Origin of the sequence: Streptomyces sp. NBC_00433 (assembly GCA_036015235.1) — a bacterium.
Taxonomy (GTDB): domain Bacteria; phylum Actinomycetota; class Actinomycetes; order Streptomycetales; family Streptomycetaceae; genus Actinacidiphila.
On record CP107926.1, the window covers coordinates 1,704,169 to 1,723,584 of the forward strand.

The following is a 19,416-nucleotide window of genomic DNA, read 5'->3' on the forward strand; positions in this document are numbered from 1 at the left end:
GGCCTTGGCCCTTGATCGTGGACACCCTGATCATTGGATCGTGAAGATCCATAGGACAGGCACTCGGGATTCCAGACGGACGGCCACCACGGTCTGTGCAATTCTGTCCGCGACAGTGGGTACTCCGAGAATCCTGACTCCCCCACCATGAGCTTTGGGGATTTCCACCGCTCGCACCGGGGGCGGAAAGTAACTGCCCGAGGACATCCGGCTCCAGATCTTGTAGAGATTCCTTTGCAAGTCCTTCTCGAAGTCCTCGATCGAGCAGCCATCCACTCCTGGTGCACCCTTGTTAGCCCTGACCTTCTCCCATGCCTCCCACACTTCCCACTTCGAGATATCAAACGGCTTTTCTGGAGACTTCAGCTCGTCCACGCGACTCTTCCCAGGCACTCTGGTTGATCGAACGAACACAGCCACGGATGACCCGGACCCTTCGCTCCACCCCCGTTACAGGGGCTTCTCCACTACTACGGTCCGGTCCGCCAGCGAGATCCGCCTCGGTACTCAGTCCCTCGCGGTTTCAGCCGTCTCGGGACGCTCCCTCACGCCGCCCATGTGCACGGCGATGCCGGACCTCGCCTTCCCACGTTCCACGTGAAAGCAGCAGACCAGGCTCGCGTCGCCTCCATGCCGGGCACCATCTGGCCAGTAATCGGGTTTCCGCCAGACTCGTCCTGGAGCCATATCCAACACCCCCAGTTTTGATGCCGTCTGTAAGTTTTCGACACGTCAGCAGCGATTCACTTACGTTCGCCTTCCTGGTCCCCACCTGACGCCTCATGGACGCCTTTTCCACATCGCTCACCACGACGGTCTTCAGCCAACGCAGCATGTGGCGGTTTGAAACCTCTCCCCGAAGAGCGGTTCCGAAGGGCCTTCCTTCATCTTCCACGCAGCATTGCTTTCCAAGAGGTTCCTATCTACATTCCGCACCTCTCTTTTCGCATTCGTGGCACACAGATATCACGTACCTCCCGGTGGGCGAGGGCCGGTTCCTCTACCTGGCAACGGTGTTGGACCTGTGCTCCAAGCGCCTGGCGGGTGGTCGATCGCCGACCACATGCGGACCGGGCTGATAACCGATGCCTTGCGGGCGACTGCCGGCACGCGGGGCGGGGACCTGCGCGGAGCGATCTTCCACAGCGACAACGGGGCCCAGTACGCATCGAAGGAATTCGCATTGCTTTGCGGCGAGTTGGGCGTGGTCCGGTCGCGCGGGGCGGTCGGCACGAGCGCGGACAACGCCGCCGCGGAATCGTTCAACGCCAGCCTGAAACGGTAAACGCTCAAGGGCGCGAAACGCTGGCCCGGTGCCCACGCCGCCCGCCTGGACGTCTTCCGCTGGGTCACCCGCTACAACACCCAGCGACGGCACTCCGCCATCGGCCAGCAGAGCCCGATCAGCTACGAACAACGATCAACTACGCTAACCATCGCCGCATGACACCCGGTGTCCACGGTCAAGGGCGAAGCCCCCCCCCCGCAGGGCGGGGGCCGGCGCCGGGAGTACCACCATGCCGCCTGACCAGGCCAGATGATTAATCGGCACCCACAATGCCCCTGACCACACTGGTCCCTTCCCCAAACTCCGCTGGCGCATCGAGCACGACTACCGGGAGATGAAACAGGCTCTGGGATTGGCCCACTTCGAGGGCCGCACCTGGAACGGCTGGCACCACCACGTCACCCTCGTCTCCGCCGCGCACGCCTTCTGCACGCTGCAACGACTGGCACGAGCCCCAAAAGACGCGGCGCGGGTCTGAGCCTCTATCAGGTCGTCCGCGAGCCGCAGACACTCCGCGCCCTCTGGACCGGCGCCTGCCCCACCTGCCACCGCAACACACCCACACCACTACGAACCTGACCAAGCCCTGCTAGCGCTGTGGCCGGTAAGCCGTCGGCGCCGCGGGTCAGGGGCGGGCGGTGGCGGCGGAGAGGGTGGCGACGCGGTCGAAGCGGGTGTCGAGGTCGTCGTCGCCGTGGTGGACGACGAGCAGGCCGCGGCCGGTGGTGCGGGCGAGGAGCGCCCGCAGGACGAGGTCACGGCCGTGCTGGTCGAGGTTGGCGAAGGGCTCGTCGACGAGGTAAACGTCCGCGTCCTCGGTGAGCAGCGCGGCGACTCCGGTGCGCTGGCGCTGGCCGGATGACAGGTCGGTCGGCAACTGGTCTGCCAATGCGGTCAGTTCGAGGATGTCCCGCAGCTTCGTATCGGGGACGAGATCGCGTACCGGCAGTGGTGGCAGGTTGACCGGGGCGGTCAGGCTCGCGACCCTCGGCGGGAGGGTGACGACGCCCGCGTCCGGGGCGAGGGTGCCGGAGATGATGTGCAGCAGCGTCGTCTTGCCGCAGCCGTTGGGGCCGCGCAGCAGCACGTGCTCGCCGGGCCGCAGCTCGAAGTCCTCGATCGCGACGGTTGTCCCGGCGCCACCGTCCCTTTCCTCGCCGCCGGCCTCGGGCGCTCCGTAGCGGACCCGGGCGCCGTGCACGACGATCAAGGGGCCCTCGTCGTGGTACGGCGCCGGGCACGCGCCGCGGAGCGCTTCGATGCGCTTGAGCACCGCGGTGTTCCTGCGCACCTGCGGGATCATGTTGATCAGGTCGAAGATGCCGGTGACGGCCCGCCACAGCGAGTTGACGAAGGCCAGGAAGCTGCCGAAGGTCATCCGCCCGGCGAAGACGAAGTAGGCGCCGACGACCATCGAGGCGGTGTCGGACAGGTTCATCACCAGATTGCTGAGCGTGCTCTGCTTCTGCGTGAGGCGGTAGTTGACGAAGGTGATGTCCAGGAAGCCGCTCAGGGCCCGCTCGTTGGCGGCGCGGGTACCGGGGCGCAGGGCACGCATGCCGCGCAGCGCGTGGAAGGCCTCCAGGGTGCGGGTGAGGGTGTTGATGTAGCGGGCCTCCCCCTCCCGCTCCGGCTCGGTGTTGCCCTCAATGCGCTTGGCGATGCGGTTGCTGACGAGGACCAGCGGCGGCACGATCACCAGCAGGATCAGGCTGGCCTGCCAGGACAGGTAGAGCAGCACGCCGACGAACACCACGGATGCCAGCGCCTGTTTGGCGATGCGCACGCACACGTCGATCGCCGGCAGCACACCCTCGTGGACGTCGTTGTGCACGCGGCTGACGTACGAGGCGCTGCCGGCCGCCGCCAGCCGCCGCCCGTCCTGGCCGAGGGCGCGGTCCAGCAGTTCCATCTCCAGGTGCAGCACAAAGGTGTTCTCGCACCGCTTGCGCCACCGGGAGATCCAGTAGCCCCCGATGTTCAGGGTGAGGCCGAGCAGCAGGTAGAACAGGCCGAGCGTGATGAACTTCGCGAAGTGCCCGGCGACGATGGCCTGGTCGAACAGGGCTTTGACCAGCAGGGGGTGCACCAGCGCCTCGACGCCGCTGACGAGCGCCTCCAGGATGAGGATCGTCGCGAAGCGGGGGCGGTGGCCGCGCAGTGTGCGCCACAGCTCGGTCACCGGGACGCCTCTTCCTGCCGGCCGCGCTCGCCCAACCCGTCCCGCAGTGCGGGCGTGGCCCGCCACGGTAGCCCGTCCGCTTCGTCCAGTTCGTCAAGGAGGAGGTCCGCGGTGCCGCCGGAGGTGAAGCGGTGCAGGACCCGCAGCAAGCCGGCCGAGCCGGTGAGGTAGTCGCACGAGCAGCGCAGCAGCCCCTCGCCGGGCAGCGCGAGCAGCGGCTTGCCCTCCTCCCTCGGCAGGCCGAATTTCTCGGCGGGCTCGAAGACGAAGACTTGCCGGACGAAGTCGATCTGCCGCAGGGCCAGTTGCCGGTAGGCGGCGTCGCCGGTGCGGTCGGCTGCGTCCAGCAGTGCGTCGGCGACCCCGGTGAGGCCGAAGGCGTAACCGGGCAGCACCGACTGGCAGATGTCGAGGGCCCGGGCGATCTCGCGGGCGTCGTCGGTGAGGCCGTAGCGCAGCAGCACCTGGAGCACACCGGCCGAGCCGACCTCGACGTAGGGTTCCATCGTCCCGGCGTGCTTGAACATGACCAGTCCGTCCTCCCCCAGCGGCTCCGCGTGCGCCATCTCCCACGCCAGCGCGCGCCGCCCGAGGTCTGCGTAGCTCTCGTCGCCGGTGACCTGGCTGATCCGCAGCAGGAACAGCGCCACTCCGGCCTGCCCGAAACCGAGCCCGGTGAACGGGTCCTTCTGGGAGAAGGAGTTGACCCAGTAGGTGTGGTCGCCCTCGTGCCGGGCGAGGTCGGTGAGCCTGCGGGCACAGGCGAGGGCGGCGTCGAGGTCGCGCTCGTCGCGGCTGCCGAGGTGGAAGCGCAGGTTGGTCAGGCCGAGACCGGCGAGGCCGTAGTAGAAGGTGTGGTCAGTGCTGTCGATGCCGCGCCGGTTGGCGGTCGCGAGCAGCTTCCTGGCGTGGTCGCCCATGCCCAGCGAGTCGGCCGCCCAGGCGATGCCGGCCAGGCCGTTCATCAGGCCGTCGGGGTACTCGGCGGTGTCGAGGGCGGCGAGCCGCCGGTCCAGCCAGTCCGTCCACTCGGGCCGGATAGTCACGCCGGTGGCCCTCAGCGCCCACAGCACGCCGCTCGCGCCGGTGCCGAGGCTGAGCGGATTGGTGACGTGCGCGAACGGGTCGACGGGGAAGAGGGTTTCCCGGCCGGTGTCGGCGACGGCCTCGACGAAGCGAGCGACGCCCGCCTCGGTCGCGGCGAGTTCGAGCCGCCGCTCGTCCAGTACGGGCGGCGGGGCGTCGGTGACGGCGGCGATCAGCTCCTCCTCGCGGTCGAGGAATTCCAGCACCTGCTGGAGCGTGGCGCGCGCGTCGAGCAGGTCGGTCAGCAGCTCGTGGACGGCGGCCGGCCAGCCCAGCCGCTCGGTGAAGACCGGGTAGAGCCCCAGCACGTCCTCGCGCAGGTACGACATCGCCGCGATCGGGAAGATGAAGTAGGCCATGGTCATCGCCAGGCCGAAGAGGTCGTCCTCGTACTCGGAGGCCTGGAAGCGCCGCCGGGAGTGGCTGAAGCCGGGCGTGAACAGGTCGACGGCAGCGGCCAGATGGGCGTCGCCGGATTCCGCCTCGGCGAGCCGGCAGGACTCCAGGTCGAGCACGGTGACGGTGAAGGTGTCAGCGTCGACCAGCAGGTTCGCCGCGGTGAGGTCGCCGAGGATCACCTGGCGGCTGTGCGCGTCGCGCACCGCGCGGGCCAGTCCGCGGAAGACCGACAGGTAGATGTGCAGGAAGTCGCGCGACCGCTCGGTGGAACGTCCGGGCCTGGCCAGCGGATTGCGTTCCAGCAGCACCGAGCGGATGTCCTTGCCCTCGATGAACTCCTCGGCGATGAAGTGGTGTTCCCAGTGCTGGAAGGAGGTGATCGGGGTCGGGAAGGAGTCGAGGTCGCCGAGCCGGTTGAGGAACGTCCACTCGCGCTTGTGGATGTCGACGGCGTCGTGGTCCAGCCGCGGGTTGAGGTGGGTGTACGGACGGGCCTCCTTGACCACCACGATCCTGTTGCCGCGCGCGGTGTCCTCGGCCTTGTAGACGCCACCGGTGTTGGAGAACTGCATCGCCTCGGTGACCCGGAAGCGGCCGCCGAGCAGGCCGGCGTCGTCGTCGGCGCCGTAGTCGGCGGGCTTCCAGTCGGTGAACGGCCAAGACTGCCAAGGCGGTTGGGCGTATCCGATAGCCCGCTCGTCCGGCACCGGCCCGTCGGGACCGACGATGTGCGGGATCGGCCGGCCCATGACATCCATGATGTGGGTGGGCAGGAACTGGCCGTACCGGAAGTAGAGCGCCTTGCTGTCCCGGTAGCGCATGTCCGAGAGGATGTACGCGCCCTCGACTCCGTCGAGCAGCACCGCCAGGTCGGCGAGGCAGGTGCGGAAGCGGTCCTCGTCGTCGGGGTAGATCGTCACCAGCTTCCCGGCGGCCCCGCGCGACATCGCCTTGGAGTTGAGCATCTCGAAGATGTTCATGTCGAGGGCGATCTTGAAGTCGGTCCGGTGGCTGGTGAGGTAGTCGATGACCGTCGCGGCCACCCGCCGCACGGTCCGCTGGCTCGCCGACACGTGGATCTTCCACCCTTGCGCCGGCAGCTCCTCGTTGTGCCGGTGGCTCCACCAGATGCCGCTGCGTACGAAGCGGGCGCGCAGCCCCTCGTCGAAGGACGCGAGGAAGTGGTCGTCGCGCGGCTCGTAGTAGACATCGAGCGGGTCGAAGAAGAGCGTGTCGTTCCAGGCGAAAAGGAAGCGGTTGACCCAGCGTTCGTCGCGCATGTCTGCCTCTTGGGGTGCGGAGCGGCTGCGGATACGGGCGGGCTGCGGAGTGGTTGCTCGATACCGGTGGGTGGGCGGCGAACGTACGCGGCGGGTGCCGTGCGGGGGCGCGGAGACCGGTCGCGCCGCCGCACGGCGGTGGCCGTCACCGCGGATCTGGATCGACGTCCTCGCAGCACAGCAGGTTGCTGCTGGTCCAACTGATGGCCGCCGCACCGCTCCGGGTGTCCGTCGGCTCCAGTGACTGGAGGTTCAGGACGCTCACGGATCCGTTTCCTCGTGCGGGCCGGACGCCGGTAAGCCGCCGGAGGGCCCTCTGCGTCACTCTCCCGGCTTCTTGGGCGAGCTGCAGCAGTTGCTGCTGCTGCTCGTGGAGCTGATGACCGCCACCACGCTCTGGTCGATGGTCGGCTCCAACCGCTGCATGTTCAAAATGCTCATGGGTTTCACCTCCCCTCACCCGTCGGGACGTGCAGGGTCGGCCGCAGGGCCGCCGGTAACGCCGTCGGCGTCAGCCCGTCGGCTTCTTCACCGGCGACTTGCAGCAGTCGCTGCTGCTGCTCGTGGAGCTGATGACCGCCACCACGCTCTGGTCGATGGTCGGCTCCAACCGCTGCATGTTCAAAATGCTCATGGGTTTCACCTCCCCTCACCCGTCGGGACGTGCAGGGTCGGCCGCAGGGCCGCCGGTAACGCCGTCGGCGTCAGCCCGTCGGCTTCTTCACCGGCGACTTGCAGCAGTCGCTGCCGCTGCTCGTGCAGCTGATGACCGCCACCACGCTCTGGTCGATGGTCGGCTCCAACCGCTGCATGTTCAAAATGCTCATGGGTTTCACCTCCTGCCCGGGTCGGGAGCGCGGTGCGCGCTCGGGGCCGAGGCGGGAACGCCGGTCGGCGTTCGAAGCCAACCGCGAGTTACGGGCCGAGCACATCCGTAGCCGGCCCCCATAATTCGCCGGCGTCGCCGCCCGGCCGATGGTGGGGGCACGGACCGCAGGGGTGGGGTCCGTTCTGGGACCTGTTGACGCGTCGAGGTCGATGCGTCATCGTTGTGCCTGAGCTGAGGGGAATGATGATTCCTGCGTCATTCACATCGGTTGATGATCGCGGGACCGCCCGCCGCCACCGCGGCGCCGCGTCCTTTCCCGCCCGGAGCCGTACCGCCGCCGGGGCCGGCCCACCCACGCCGGGGCTCGTACCGCCGCCCGTGCCGGCCCGCGTCGGCCGGGCTCCCGGCACCGCTGCCGGGGCCGTACCGCCCGTACGGCCGGTGGGCTCCCGCCCGGCGGCCGCCTGTACCGCCTGCACTGCCAGACCTGCCGTTCCGCCAGCCACGCACGCATACCATGCACGTCTTGCCGGCCCCGCAGTCCTGCCAGCCCCGCAGCCGCGCAGCACTCCGTCGTGGCCCCGCCGCACCGGGAGTGCCGATGAGGAACCCGCCGTACGCCCGCAGCAGCTCTTCCGAGCCTGAGGGCCGCCGGTGAGCCTGCTGGCGCCGCCCGCGCCGGTGCGGCCCGCGCCGCTACTCGGACGGCAGGCGGAGATGGAGCGCGTCACGGCGGCGCTGGCCGCGGCGGCGGCCGGCCGCGGCAGCGCCCTCGTCGTCACGGGCGAGCCCGGCGCCGGCAAGTCCCGGTTCGCCGCGGAAGCCCTCGCCGCCGCCACCGCCGCGGGATTGGCCGCCGCCCGGGGCGGCGTGAGCGCCGTGGCCCCGCCGGTGCCGTACCGCCCGCTCATCGAGACCCTGCTCGGCCTCGCCCGCACCGGACCGCTCCCGGACAGCCGCGAGCTGGGGCGTTACGCCCAGGTGCTCGCCGGCCTGCTCCCCGCGCCCGGCGTGCCGCCGTACCCGCCGAATCCGCCGCGGGAGCCCCGGCCCGGCGCCCCCGCGGCGCCGGCGCCCGCCCGCGCGGCCCCCGACCCGCGCCTGGCGGCGGAGTTACCGGGAGCCCTCCGAGCCGGCCCGCCGGACCCGGCCCGCGGGGGCTCCCCCGTCTGTACGGCCACTCAACCGCACGAAGCGGCAGGCCCGGCGGAACGCCTCCGCGCGGCCGCGGCGGAAGCGGCTCCCGGGGGCTTGCCGCAGCACGCGCCGGCCGCCGCGGGCGGGAGCGGGGCGGCACCGCTCGTCGTCGGGGAGGCGTTGCTGCGGGTGATGGGTGCCGTGGGGCGGAGGCGCGGGTGCCTGCTCGTGGTGGACGACCTGGAGGACGCGGACGGGCACACGCTCGCCGCGGTGGAGTACATGCTGGACAACCTCGCCGGGCAGCCTGTCGTGATGCTGCTCACCACGGGGCGGGCCGCGGGCGCCGCGGCGGACCTCGGGGCGCGGGCCTGCCAGCGGGGGACGGCCACGGTGCTGGAGCTGGGGCCGCTGGGGCGGGCGGACGTACGGCGTCTGGTGGCGGCGGAGTTGGGCACCGCGCCGGTCGAGGTCGGCGCCGAACTTCTCGATCAGGTGATCGCGGAGTCAGGCGGGAACGCCTTCCTGGTACGGGAGTTGGCCCGCGACCTCACCGCCCGCAGCTCAACCAGCCTGCGTGCCGAGGCCGTTCCGCCCGGTGTCGCCCGCAGCGTCGCCCGGCGGGTGGAGCGGCTCGGGCCCGGCGCGCGGACGGTGCTCGGGGTCGCGGCGCTGTTCGGGCAGCGCTTCCCGCTGCCGGTGCTGCGCCGCACGGTGGGCCGCGGCGACGGCGACCTGGCCGCGGTTCTCAGCGGCGCCGCCGCATCGTATCTCCTGGAGCCGGACGCCTGCAGCCCCGGTTGGTACGCCTTCCGGCACCCTGTCGCCGCGCGGGCCGCGCACGACGCCCTCACTCCCGGCGAGCGCGTCCGCTACGCGCGTAGGGCCGCCGCCGCGCTGGCCGCGCTGCATCCGGGGCTGCCCGGCGAGTGGTGCGCGCGGGCCGCCGGGCTGTACCGCGTCGCCGGGGACACCGGCGAGGCGGTACGGCTCGCCCACGAGGTCGGGCGGCGGGCCCTCGCGGACGGCACGGTGCGGCAGGCCGTGGTGCTGCTGTCCGCCGCGCACCGGCCGGCCGACACCGCGATCCCCGGCGAACTGCGAGCGAGTGTGCTGGAGTCGCTGCTGCGCGCCGCCGGGTATGCCGCCCGCTACGACCTGCTGCCGGAACTGACCGCCGGGATCGAGGCGTTGGACGCTCCCGAGGTGCCCGCCGCCCGCCGGGCGGTGCTGTGCGCGGGCCTTGCCGAACTCGCCGCGCTCGCCGGACACCCGGTGCAGGCCCTGCACCACCTGGACGTCGCCCGCCGGCTGCTCGGCGACCGTCCCGCCGACGAGCACGCCGCCGAGGTCGACGCGGCCGCCGCCCAGGTCGAGCCGCACCGCCTGGCGCCGGATCGGCTGCGTACCGCCGTAGCGGCCGCCCGCCGCGCGGTGGACGCGGCCCTCCGCGCCGGGCTGCCCGAGACCGAGTGCCGGGCCCTGGTCCTGCTCGGCCGGTTGGCCGCCCCGGAGGACCCGGACATCGCCGCCGGGCACCTGCTCGCCGCGTGCGCGCTGGCCCGCCAGCACCGGCTGCCCGCGCTGCGCGTCACCGCCGAGATCGAGCTGGCGCTGCTCGCCGCCCACCGCGAGGGGCGCTGGGCCTCGCTGGAGCAGGCCCGGCAGGAGGCGGTTCGGCTCGGCGTCCTGCCGCCCGCGCACGACGCCGGCTTCGCCCTCGCCCTCGACGAGATCCGGCGCGGCACGCTCACCTCCGCCGGGGGGCGCCTCACTCAGGCCATGCCCTGCGCGAACCAGCAGGGCATGGGCCGCGACCTGCCGCTGCTGCACCTCGCCGACGCCGTACGGCACGCCCACCACGGCCGGCGGGCCGAGATGGGGGCCGCGCTGGACCGCCTGGCGCCGTACATCGACGACGCGCCGGGCGTACGGGCGATGTCCCACGGCCTCGCGCGGGCCTTCTGCTCGCTGCTGGAAGAGGAACGGGAGGCAGCAGAGCGGGAGTTCGCCCAAGCCCTCGCCTACGACACGGAGAACCCGGCGAGGTGCGACACCGGCCGGCACGGCGCCGGGTTGCTGCTCGGCGTGCTGGCCGGCCGGGTGGGCCGGCAGCACTACGCGCGGGGCGCGGCCGTCGACCGCTGGAATCAGGTCTTCGCCGGCATGGCGCACGCGGTTCTGCTGGGCCGCGAGGGCCGGGCGGCGGAGGCGGACGCCGCCGCCCGTGGCGCGCTCGACGCCGGCACGCCGTACCCGCGGGCCCGCCACCTGGCCGTACGGCTGGCGGCGTGGGAGGCGTACGAGCACGACTGGGGGAACCCGGTGATCTGGCTGCGCGATGCCGAGGAGCACTTCCACTCCGCCGGCCTCTCCGCGGTGGCCGGCGCCTGCCGGGGGCTGCTGCGTGGCATGGGCGCGCAGTTACGGCAGCGGCGCACCGGCATCGAGAGCGTCCCCGCGTCCTTACGCCGGCACGGCGTCACCGTTCGGGAGTTCGAAGTGGCCCGGCTGCTCGCGGCCCGCATAGGCAACAAGGACATCGCCGGGCGCCTGCACATCTCGCCCCGCACGGTGGAGAAGCACGTCGCGAGCCTGCTGCGCAAGACCGGGCACCGCGACCGCGCGGCCTTCGCGAGCGCGGCGGTGGAGCTCGCGGCGGGTTCGAGGTGACGGCGCGCGGCGGCGAAGCCTGTCGGAGTGTGGCCGGCGAGCGCGTGTGCCGCAGGTCGGGACGGCGCAGGTGCTCGTGGCCGGGCTTGCGGCCGGGGCTCGGCACGCGCCTGCTCGCGCGAGGGACCGTTCATACGAGATCAGACCGTCCATGAACGCCCTGGAACGTCTCCGCCGCGGCGCGCGCCGCACCCATCGGCCCGGCCTGCCGTGCCCGAATGTGTCGGGTGTGTCGGGTGTGTCCAGTTAACGGCTCTGTCTCACTTTCGGTGGTAACGCATTGTTGAGCTTGTTCCGCTTTGACGGACACCATTGGTGTGGTGGTCAGGCTGCGAGTGCGGTCTCGTAGTCGGCGGGACTGAGGTAGCCGAGGCTGCTGTGCAGTCGGTGCAAGTTGTACCAGCCCTCGATGACCCCGTTGCCCAATTGTCTATGCGGCGAGGTCGAGGGCGGCGAGGTGTGATGTTCGGGTAGGTGCGAGTGGCTGCCCGGTCCACCAGGCATCGAGGCGGATGAGGTTGACGGCGGTGGCTGTAAGGACGTGTGCGAGGGCGGTCTTTCGCAGTCCTGCGTAGCGGGTGCGGCGAGCGCCGGCGGCCATGACCGCCTGGTGGATCGTGCCCTCCACTCCGGAGCGGAGGGCATAGACCGCCTTCCACTCCTCGGTGGTTTGCTCCGCGCGGACGCGTTCGAGGACGGCGTCTTGATCTTGTGGGCGGACGGTGAGCTGTCGGCCGTAACGTGTTGAGTTGGTGCACTGCCCGCGGGACGGGCAGGGCGCGCAGGTCTCGGTGGCGAAGCGGATGCGGATCGCGGGTCGCTGATTGTTGTCGAGTCCCTCGGTCCAGTAACGACTGTGGGCACCGTCGGGGCAGATCGCCCGATGAGCGTCCCAGTCGATAGTGAAGGATGCCTTGTCGTAGCCGGTTGCCTGGACGGTGCGGCGGGTCATGGGCCGGACCGGGCCGATCACGCGGACACCTCTCTGGGTGGGCGCCGTCAACAGGAGCTCCGCGGAGATGTAGCCGGCATCCATCAGGTGTTCGCCCGGCAGCAGGCCCTTGGCGTCGAGGCGGTCATGGATCTCGTCGACGACCACGGGGTCGCCGACCGTGGCGTCCGTTGTCACCACGTGGGTGATCAGATGCGGTCGGCCGGTCTCCCGGGCGTCGCAGGTCTCGCTGAAGTGGACTTTGTAGCCGTCCCAGGCCGAGCCGCGCTTGACGGCGTTGCGGGAGTCGGGGTCGTAGGGCGAGGTGATCCGTGCTCTGCTGGGCGGGAGATCGTCTTTCCCCGCCAGGACACCTCTTGCACTCCGTCGGTGATCGTGCGCTGGAACTGCTGGAGCCACACCGTCCGCAGGATGCCAACAACCGGGACCTGCCGCAGCCAGGCCGGGGCACTGGCCGCGAAGGACGCATTGAGGAACTGGTAGCCGTCAGCTGCAATACGCCAGGTGAGCTGCGTCCGCTCGCTTTCACCACTCGGCAGCCGGTAGGAGTCCACCCGGGCCCCGTACTGTTGCTGCCAGGCCGGGGGCATCCAGGAGGCGAGCCACTCGGGCGCTGCGACGGCGACCGCCTCCAGCGTGGCCCGCAGCGTCTCGCCGATGAACTCCAGGCGGTTGAGGTCCCTCACCGCGGCAAGCACGTGCGTGGAGTCGGTACGCTGCCGGCCCCGCCCGGACACCAGCCCCAGTTCGTTGAGCCGCTCCAGCAGCAGATCCAGGATCTTCTCCTCCAGACTGTGGGCCAGGAGACGGTCGCGGAACCCCGTCAGCACGGTGAAGTCGAAGCCCGGATCGGCCAGGTCGAGGCCAAGCAGGTACTTCCAGTCGATTCTCGCGCGTACCGCGTGGGCCGCCTGGCGGTCGGTCAGATTCTCCGCGAACTGCAGCACACTGACCAGCGCCAGCTGGCCCGGAGCGACACCGGGGCGGCCACGCACGCCGAACGTGGACTTGAAGACCTCGTCATCGAACAGTGGACCGAGCGCGTCCCGCACCCGCATCGCCAGACACCCCTTGGGAAACGCCGCCCAGGCCACCGCCCGCGTCTCCTCAGGCACCTCCCGACCCGAGTCCGCCCGCATCGACACCCAACCCCTCCGTCCCAAGATCGAGGCGGGCTCGCGACTCAGGCCCCCGACCTCAGGCTCCACCCCTCAACCAACCGCCAAGGCCGAGATCAGAAGCCATCACCCAATTGGGCAACGGGGTCCCTCGATGAAGTCGAAGATGGCGGTGCGTGCGGTGGCCCGGGTGGGCCAGGTCGTCGTGTTGAGGAGTTCGCGTTTGATGGTGGCGAAGAACGACTCGGCGAGTGCGTTGTCCCAGCACTGCCCGGTGCGGCCGACTGACAGGCGAACCCCGAACCGGTTTGCCAGGGCGGCGTATTGCTGGCTGGTGTATCGGGCGAGTTCAACCGGTCGTCGCCACCAGGCAGCGGCAATCGGCCCGGCGAGGCGAGCATGGGCATGATCCGCGGCAGGTTGACCATGGACAAAGCTTCTTCGCAGCATCAGCCCGGGGCACACGCTCCCGCGGCGTGTCATGGGAAGCAGCGTCGCGAACGTCCATCCCGCCTCACAGCGGTGGTTGCCGCGGCTACGTGCAGCTATTCAGTGACCTGGAACACGAACGGCCGTCACCCCGTCCCGCCTCAGTCCGCGACAAGGAGGAAGGACGGCGGCCCGCTTCGCAGAAAGCCGCGCCTTTCGCCGCAGCAGAGCGGTCATGTCCCGTCGCAGCGAAGTCTGAGTGGCGCGGTGAGGTCGAGCTGGCGCACGAGCTTCGGGATCACCTTCGCAGGCGTGTCGCGCCAGGAGACTCCCCAGCGGGTCAGGACCGCCCGTTGCCGTTCCCCTTGTCTTCGGGCTCTGTCCGCGCGGCGGAGTCGACGGCGGCCTCGATCGCGAGGTCTTCGATCCCCCGCAGCAGCGGCTCGAACTGCGCCGGGGGGAAGTGGTGCGTGTCCGCGCTGAGGTTCAGCAGGATGCCCTCGAGCTCGTCCTCGATGGTCAGGAACATGCGCTCGGAGGGCCTGTCGGTCGTGCCTGCCCAGAGGAAGGCGCTGCCGTCGCGTGCGGCGTGCGCCTGCTCCTGGGTGAGCGGCGCGGCTGCCGGGCCGGCGGAGGACTCGTCGCGGCGGTCGTTCACCATGCAGGAGATGTCGAAGCCGGGCCCGCGTTCCGCCGTGACCCGGTCGACCAGCTCGGCGAGCCGCCGCGGGTCGTAGTAGCCGTACTTGTACGCGCTCATCACCGCGCGCTGCATGCGGGCCACTGCCTCGTCGACCGTGGTGTCCGCCACATCGAGCGCGCACAGGCCCGGCTGCGAGAGCATGCACACCACGTCCGCCAGGCCCGGGCGGAACCGGTTGCCCACCAGGGGACGCACCACTACCGGGTTGACTCCGGTGATGCGCGCCAGCGCGACCGCGTACAGCGCCAGCAGCACGGTGGACGCCGTGGCGCCGGTGCGTTGCACGAGGGCCTGGGCCGCGGGCCGCAATGCGCGGGTCCGCAGATCCGCGCTCCAGAAACGGGGGCTGCGCGGGTCCCCCGAGTAAGGCAGGCGGCGCGGCGCGATCGTGGCCAGCACGTTCTCGTGGTAACGCAGCGCCCTGTCGTCCTGGCGCCGGCCGGCCGAGGAGCGCTGCCAGCGGGCCTGCTCCAGTGGCTGCATGCCCACGGGCGGCTCGGTGGCCCCGGCCGCCACCTCGCGCAGCATCACCCGGGCGCCGGCCGCGTCCGTGACCAGATGGCACATGATCGCGACCATGTGCGTCAGGTTTCCCCCGCGCCGGATCACGGCCATGCGGACCGGCCAATCGTCGGCGAGGTGGAAGGGCTCGTGCCGGTAGTTCGCCTCGACGGCCGCGGCCAGTTCGCCGGGGGTCGTTCCGTCGCCGGCGTCATAGACCTCAAGGAATATCTCGCCCGCCCCGAACAGCTCCTGCGCGGGCTCGTCGCCCGCGCCGAAGCGCAACCGGGTGCGCATCGACGGGTACCGGGTCACCAGGTACCGCAGTTCCGCCGCGACGTCCCCGACGGACACGCCGGCCTCCAGCGGCTTGGCACCTCCCAGCGGCATCCACGACCCGTGCCGCGACATCGCCTCCCACAGCGACCACTGCCCCCAGGTCAACACCTCGACACCCGCATCCAGTCCGGCGAAGGCGACGCCCACCCGCTCGGCGGGCCCGGGCAGCGGGTGCCCGTCGCCTTCGCCAGGTAAGCACATCGGGAACGCGCGCCCCGCATCGCTGACCTTCATCGGTGGCGCCTCCAGGATCTCGTCCGCGACGGCGCCTCCCATGTGCGCGCGACCGGATTATCGCCCGAGCGTCCACCGGGGCGAAAGCAGCCCAGGCACTCGGCCGGCGAAGGCCCGCACGACGTTGCCCTTGCCGGTGACCTCATCCACCCTGGTCAGAAGCGGTATGCCGGGATCTCCGTCCCGTCGGATAGGGAGGCTGCGGTAGTGCCCTGGCGGGGATGACGATCGCCTCGGCATGATGATCACTCGTGCTGTCGAAACTCGCCTACCTGAGCGTGTCGAGCGTGTTCGCGATGCTCCGCCTGCTGCCGATGAGCGACCGGGACAAGGACGTGGAGACCCTGGCGCTACGCCATCAGATCACCGTGCTGGAACGGCAACTGAACGGGCAGCGAATCCAGTTCGATCCGGGAGACCGGGTTTTTCTGGCGGCGTTGCTGCACCACCTCCCGAAGGAGGCGCTGCGGCACATGCGGCTGCTGATGCGGCCGGACACAATCCTGCGCTGGCACCGTGACCTGGTCGCACGCCGCCACGCCGCCCGGTCCCGGCCCCACCGCGGAGGCCGGCCGCGCACCGTCCGCTCCATCCGAGCCCTCGTACTGCGCCTGGTCCGCGAAAACCCCAGTTGGGGGTACCGGCGCGTACACGGGGAACTGCTCGTACTCGGAGTGGACGTAGCCGCATCCACCGTCTGGGAAATCCTGCACGACGCCGGCATCCCACCGGCACCGGAGCGGGCATCGAGCACCTGGGCCGACTTCCTGCACTCCCAGGCCTACGCTCTGCTGGCGTGCGACTTCTTCGAGACCGTCACCTTGTCCGGAGCCCGGCTGTACGTGTTCGTGGTGATCGAGCATGCCAGCCGGCGGATCCGGATCCTGGGCGCGACCGCGCACCCCACCGCCGTCTGGGTGACACAGACGGCGAAGAACCTCGTCATGGACCTCGAAGACGCCGACTGCCGGGCACGGTTCCTGATCCGCGATCGCGACGGGAAGTTCCCCGCCCTGTTCGACACCACCCTCGCCGACGCCGGCATCGAGGTGGTCCTCAGCGGCATGCGCATCCCACGCATGAACTCAATCATGGAACGATGGGTGCAGACCTGCCGCCGCGAACTCCTCGACCGCACCCTCATATGGAACCACCACCACTTGCTCCACGCCCTACGGGAGTTCGAGCAGTTCTACAACGGGCACCGCCCCCACCAGGGCATCGCCAACGCCCGCCCTCTTCACCCGTTGCCGCCGCCCATCACCGACCCGGCGCAGATCGGCCGCCTCGACATACGAAAACGCGACCCACTCGGCGGCATTCTCCACGAATACCAACATGCAGCCTGACCTGCACGGACGAAGTTTTCGGCAGGCGCAGCCCGGTGCGCTGGAGCGCGGTGGACCCCCGCCTCGGGCTGGCCGCGCTGATCCGGGCGCAGCGCACCGAACTGGACCGCACCAGCGCGGCGTTGGAGACCTACGCCGCCGACTTCCACGAGCGCATGCTGCGCACCGATCCGCACCGCCTGGTCGAGGTCATCGAGGGGCCGATCGCGATCACGGCACACCTCGCCGAGCTGATGGCCGGGGCGCAGCGCGAGGTCCTCGCATTCGACACCCCGCCGTACGTCACCGTTGACCGGAGCGCCTCGGACTCCGAGCGGCACCTGCTGCGGCGCGGCATCGGCGTCCGCGCTGTCTACTCCACCGAGGTGCTGGCGATCCCGGAACGCGCGGACCGTCTGCGCGGCCTGGTGTCCCTGGGCGAGCAGGCCAGGGTGGCGCCGCGCGTGCCACTGAAGATGGTGCTCGTCGACGACCGCGAGGCCGTGATCCCGCTGACGGCGAGCGCCGAGGGAATCCGCACCTAGGCGGCTCTCGTACGGCGGTCCCGGCTGTGCGACGCGCTGCGCGAACTGTTCGAGGCGCACTGGGCGCAGGCGGTCCCGGTCTTCTCCGGGCCGGCGCCCACCGCGGCCGGGGAGGGCACCCCGGACCTCTCTCCCGCGGACCGTTCCCTTCTGCACCTGCTCAACGCGGGGCTGAAGGACGAGGCGATCCTGCGCCAGCTGGGCGTCAGCGAGCGCACTCTGCGCCGGCGCATCAACGAGTTGACTGCGCGCCTCGGGGCGACGAGCCGCTTCCAGGCTCCGGCAAGGCCGCCCTCATGCTGTTGACAGCGCGAGGCGAGGCTTCAGCGTTGTGCTCCGTGCCCCCCAGCGGATCATGCACCAGGGCGGGCCCGTGTCAGCGAGGCGACCACGGTGGAGAGCACGAGGGTGGCTACGAGGCTTGCCGTCAGGACCAGGCCCACTCCGATCAGGAAGAGGCCGCTGGGATCGTCGGACCAGTCGTAGTAGGCGGCAGCGGTCAGGCCGGCCGTGGTGCCGAGCACGGCGCCCGTGACCTGCCCACAGGAAGCCGCCCAGCTCACCGTTGCCACCAGGGTCAATACCAGTCCGATCACCTGCCACGGCTCGTAGGGGCCCGTCACCGAACCGTCGGCATGCACGTCACGATGCTGGTCCCACCCCAGCCAGGCGGCCCATGCCGCAACCGGAACGAGGAGCAGCGGCAGGAAGGGAGGAACGTTAAGTGGCTTGAAGCGCATGACCCGAGCGTCCCTTGGACTTCGGGGCCAAGGCAGAGCGCCCATACTCACTTCTCCTGAGTACATCCTCCCGATTGGCCCACTCCGACTCGACGGCACCACCAACGTCGCCGCCGGCCCGCGACGCAACGCCCGAGACCGCCACCGGCCCCTCGCCGTCCTCTGGACCACGTGACCAAGGAAAGTCGGCCAGGGCTAGGCTGTTTCGTTCAGATCATCCGATCGTTGGTCCGGGTGTGCCGTTGACTGACGCGCAGTGGGCGCGGATCGAGCCGTTGTTTCCGGACCGGACCGGCCCGGCGCCCCCGGTATTCGCGCAGGTGTTCGTCGACCCGGTCGGCGGTCCACAGCAGCGCCAGCTCGCGCAGCGCGCGGTCAGGTTGCCCGGCCTGAAGTAGTTGGACAGGGCCGCGTCGACCTTGTCGGGGGCCCAGATCGAGCTGGTCGACATGTCGCCGCAGTCCCTGCGCCGCCGGATGGCGCGCGGTAAAACTCCTGTCGGCGGGCTCGGCGCCACGAGGCCGATCGGCACATGGGGGCAAGGTGATGAGCCGGCGATCACCACGGCGAACACCAGCGGCGGGTCCGTCACCCTCGCCCCCGATTGCGTCTACTCCCTGACGGAGGCCGACAACCCGGACGACGGCCTGCCCGAGATCACCGGCAAGGTACAGATCTCCGGAGGGAACCGCACCGTCGTCCAGCGCGCGTCCAGCGCCACCGGAGACTTCCGCATCTTCCACGTGGCGCCGGGCGGCAGCCTCGGCCTCGACTCGCTCACCGTCCGCGGCGGCAACGCCGACGGCACCGGCTACGCCGACGCGGGCGGGGGCACCCTCAACGACCAGGGCACATTGAAGCTGACCGGCGTAACAGTCCGGAGCAACAGGGCCGGCTTCATCGGCGGCGGGATCTGGAACAACCTGGGAACGCTCACGATGAGCAACTCGACGATCCACGACAACGCGTCCCGCATCGGCGGCGGGGTGCCCCCCAGCTTCAAAACAGCCCGGCCGCCGACGCCGCCGACCCGGCCCTGCCCAAGGTGGACCTCATCGACAGCGCCGTCGTCAACAACACCCCGACCAACTGCGCGCCCCCGGAAGCGTCCCCCACTGCGGCGACGCCGGCACCACCTACACAGCGCCGACGGCGGAAACGCCGTAGCAGCAGGGAGAATTGAGCTTGCGGAGCACCCGCTTTGGCAGCGGAAGCCCAGGCTGAAGCCGCACAACTGTGGGCAGCGCTTCCGCGGTGCCCACAAGCACGTACAGCGAGGATGACCACACCGGACAACCGGTACCTCGCTGCGCCTCGCTCACGCCATCAGCCTGGAGGCAGCCCGCTCCCACATGCGGATCGCCAGTGAACCGGCCGCCCGCGGCTACCCCCGGACTTACCCATAAGGCCGCCCAACTCCATGCCCGCTACCAGGCCGATACAGCCCGCCGCTGACTCTCCGCTCCAGAGGCTGTCGCCAGTGCGTGCTGCTGATCTCAACAGCGGCCGCGCCTCGCGCACCGCGCAGCGGCCGCTGTCGCTGTCGCTGTCAGGAAGACGGCATCACATGGAAACCGCTGCCGATAAACCGAAGGGCCCGCTGAACTGGCCAAATGCCAGTCCAGCGGGCCCTTCTAGCACCGTCGGGACGAC

The 19,416-nt window shown here is 70.6% G+C and carries 15 protein-coding genes and 4 pseudogenes; 6 read left to right on the top strand and 13 right to left on the bottom strand.

Annotation, left to right across the window (positions count from 1 at the left end; genetic code table 11):
* Window positions 1-30: 30 nt before the first annotated feature.
* Window positions 31-375, bottom strand: a complete 345-nt coding sequence (locus OG900_06790) for a hypothetical protein (protein WUH89854.1) — start codon at window positions 373-375, stop codon at window positions 31-33.
* A gap of 587 nt (window positions 376-962) precedes the next feature.
* Between OG900_06790 and OG900_06795 the strand changes: the two are divergent.
* Both OG900_06795 and OG900_06800 read left to right on the top strand, forming a co-directional pair.
* A pseudogene (locus OG900_06795) lies at window positions 963-1,447 on the top strand (IS3 family transposase).
* A 139-nt stretch (window positions 1,448-1,586) separates the two neighbouring features.
* Window positions 1,587-1,766, top strand: a pseudogene (locus OG900_06800) (transposase).
* Between the two features lie 147 nt (window positions 1,767-1,913).
* Here OG900_06800 and OG900_06805 read toward each other — a convergent pair.
* The 6 genes from OG900_06805 to OG900_06830 all read right to left on the bottom strand — a co-directional run bounded on the left by OG900_06805 (window position 1,914) and on the right by OG900_06830 (window position 7,062).
* Window positions 1,914-3,470: an ABC transporter ATP-binding protein/permease gene (locus OG900_06805; protein ID WUH89855.1), complete on the bottom strand. Its 1,557-nt coding sequence runs from the start codon at window positions 3,468-3,470 to the stop codon at window positions 1,914-1,916.
* Window positions 3,467-6,235, bottom strand: a complete 2,769-nt coding sequence (lanKC, locus tag OG900_06810) for a class III lanthionine synthetase LanKC (protein ID WUH89856.1) — start codon at window positions 6,233-6,235, stop codon at window positions 3,467-3,469. The genes OG900_06805 and lanKC overlap by 4 nt, the downstream gene beginning before the upstream one ends.
* Window positions 6,236-6,380: 145 nt before the next feature.
* Window positions 6,381-6,500: a class III lanthipeptide gene (locus OG900_06815; GenBank protein WUH89857.1), complete on the bottom strand. Its 120-nt coding sequence runs from the start codon at window positions 6,498-6,500 to the stop codon at window positions 6,381-6,383.
* Between the two features lie 56 nt (window positions 6,501-6,556).
* Window positions 6,557-6,676: a class III lanthipeptide gene (locus OG900_06820; protein WUH89858.1), complete on the bottom strand. Its 120-nt coding sequence runs from the start codon at window positions 6,674-6,676 to the stop codon at window positions 6,557-6,559.
* 70 nt (window positions 6,677-6,746) lie between these two features.
* Window positions 6,747-6,869, bottom strand: a complete 123-nt coding sequence (locus tag OG900_06825) for a class III lanthipeptide (GenBank protein ID WUH89859.1) — start codon at window positions 6,867-6,869, stop codon at window positions 6,747-6,749.
* A gap of 70 nt (window positions 6,870-6,939) precedes the next feature.
* Window positions 6,940-7,062 carry a class III lanthipeptide gene (locus OG900_06830; GenBank protein ID WUH89860.1) on the bottom strand — a complete coding sequence of 41 codons (123 nt, stop codon included), beginning with the start codon at window positions 7,060-7,062 and terminating at the stop codon, window positions 6,940-6,942.
* A 656-nt stretch (window positions 7,063-7,718) separates the two neighbouring features.
* On the opposite strand from OG900_06830, the gene OG900_06835 reads away from it, so the two are divergent.
* Complete coding sequence (locus OG900_06835; protein ID WUH89861.1) at window positions 7,719-10,874, top strand: AAA family ATPase; 3,156 nt, start codon at window positions 7,719-7,721, stop codon at window positions 10,872-10,874.
* A gap of 430 nt (window positions 10,875-11,304) precedes the next feature.
* Here OG900_06835 and OG900_06840 read toward each other — a convergent pair whose 3' ends face one another.
* From OG900_06840 to OG900_06855, 4 genes and pseudogenes are all read right to left on the bottom strand, one after another.
* A complete protein-coding gene (locus OG900_06840; protein ID WUH89862.1) occupies window positions 11,305-12,225 on the bottom strand; it encodes a transposase in 921 nt (306 codons plus the stop codon).
* Window positions 12,226-12,659: 434 nt separating this feature from the next.
* Window positions 12,660-12,884: pseudogene (locus OG900_06845) on the bottom strand (transposase).
* 186 nt (window positions 12,885-13,070) lie between these two features.
* On the bottom strand, window positions 13,071-13,427 hold the full coding sequence (locus OG900_06850) for an integrase core domain-containing protein (protein WUH89863.1): 357 nt from the start codon (window positions 13,425-13,427) through the stop codon (window positions 13,071-13,073).
* Between the two features lie 286 nt (window positions 13,428-13,713).
* Complete coding sequence (locus tag OG900_06855; GenBank protein WUH89864.1) at window positions 13,714-15,192, bottom strand: condensation domain-containing protein; 1,479 nt, start codon at window positions 15,190-15,192, stop codon at window positions 13,714-13,716.
* 209 nt (window positions 15,193-15,401) lie between these two features.
* Here OG900_06855 and OG900_06860 point away from each other — a divergent pair, with 209 nt between their 5' ends.
* Together OG900_06860 and OG900_06865 are read left to right on the top strand one after the other, a co-directional pair.
* Entirely contained in the window at window positions 15,402-16,499 is a 1,098-nt protein-coding gene (locus OG900_06860) for an integrase core domain-containing protein (protein WUH89865.1), read from the top strand.
* A 50-nt stretch (window positions 16,500-16,549) separates the two neighbouring features.
* The gene (locus OG900_06865) at window positions 16,550-17,023 is read left to right on the top strand and encodes a hypothetical protein (protein WUH89866.1); all 474 of its coding nucleotides are present in this window, start codon (window positions 16,550-16,552) and stop codon (window positions 17,021-17,023) included.
* A 353-nt stretch (window positions 17,024-17,376) separates the two neighbouring features.
* Here the strand turns inward: OG900_06865 and OG900_06870 are convergent, their stop codons facing one another.
* A complete protein-coding gene (locus OG900_06870; GenBank protein WUH89867.1) occupies window positions 17,377-17,763 on the bottom strand; it encodes a hypothetical protein in 387 nt (128 codons plus the stop codon).
* A 302-nt stretch (window positions 17,764-18,065) separates the two neighbouring features.
* Window positions 18,066-18,250: pseudogene (locus OG900_06875) on the bottom strand (sensor histidine kinase KdpD).
* Here OG900_06875 and OG900_06880 point away from each other — a divergent pair.
* Window positions 18,162-19,046 (top strand): hypothetical protein, encoded by an 885-nt coding sequence (locus OG900_06880; protein WUH96086.1) that lies wholly within the window; start codon window positions 18,162-18,164, stop codon window positions 19,044-19,046. The pseudogene OG900_06875 and the gene OG900_06880 sit on opposite strands and share 89 nt — an antisense overlap.
* Window positions 19,047-19,416: the final 370 nt, after the last annotated feature.

Coding starts and splice junctions, on each gene's coding strand:
- lanKC (WUH89856.1), bottom strand. CDS start 6,235: ATGCGCGACGAACGCTGGGTCAACCGCTTCCTTTTCGCCTGGAACGAC.
- OG900_06820 (WUH89858.1), bottom strand. CDS start 6,676: ATGAGCATTTTGAACATGCAGCGGTTGGAGCCGACCATCGACCAGAGC.
- OG900_06825 (WUH89859.1), bottom strand. CDS start 6,869: ATGAGCATTTTGAACATGCAGCGGTTGGAGCCGACCATCGACCAGAGC.
- OG900_06830 (WUH89860.1), bottom strand. CDS start 7,062: ATGAGCATTTTGAACATGCAGCGGTTGGAGCCGACCATCGACCAGAGC.
- OG900_06850 (WUH89863.1), bottom strand. CDS start 13,427: ATGACACGCCGCGGGAGCGTGTGCCCCGGGCTGATGCTGCGAAGAAGC.
- OG900_06855 (WUH89864.1), bottom strand. CDS start 15,192: ATGGGAGGCGCCGTCGCGGACGAGATCCTGGAGGCGCCACCGATGAAG.
- OG900_06870 (WUH89867.1), bottom strand. CDS start 17,763: ATGCGCTTCAAGCCACTTAACGTTCCTCCCTTCCTGCCGCTGCTCCTC.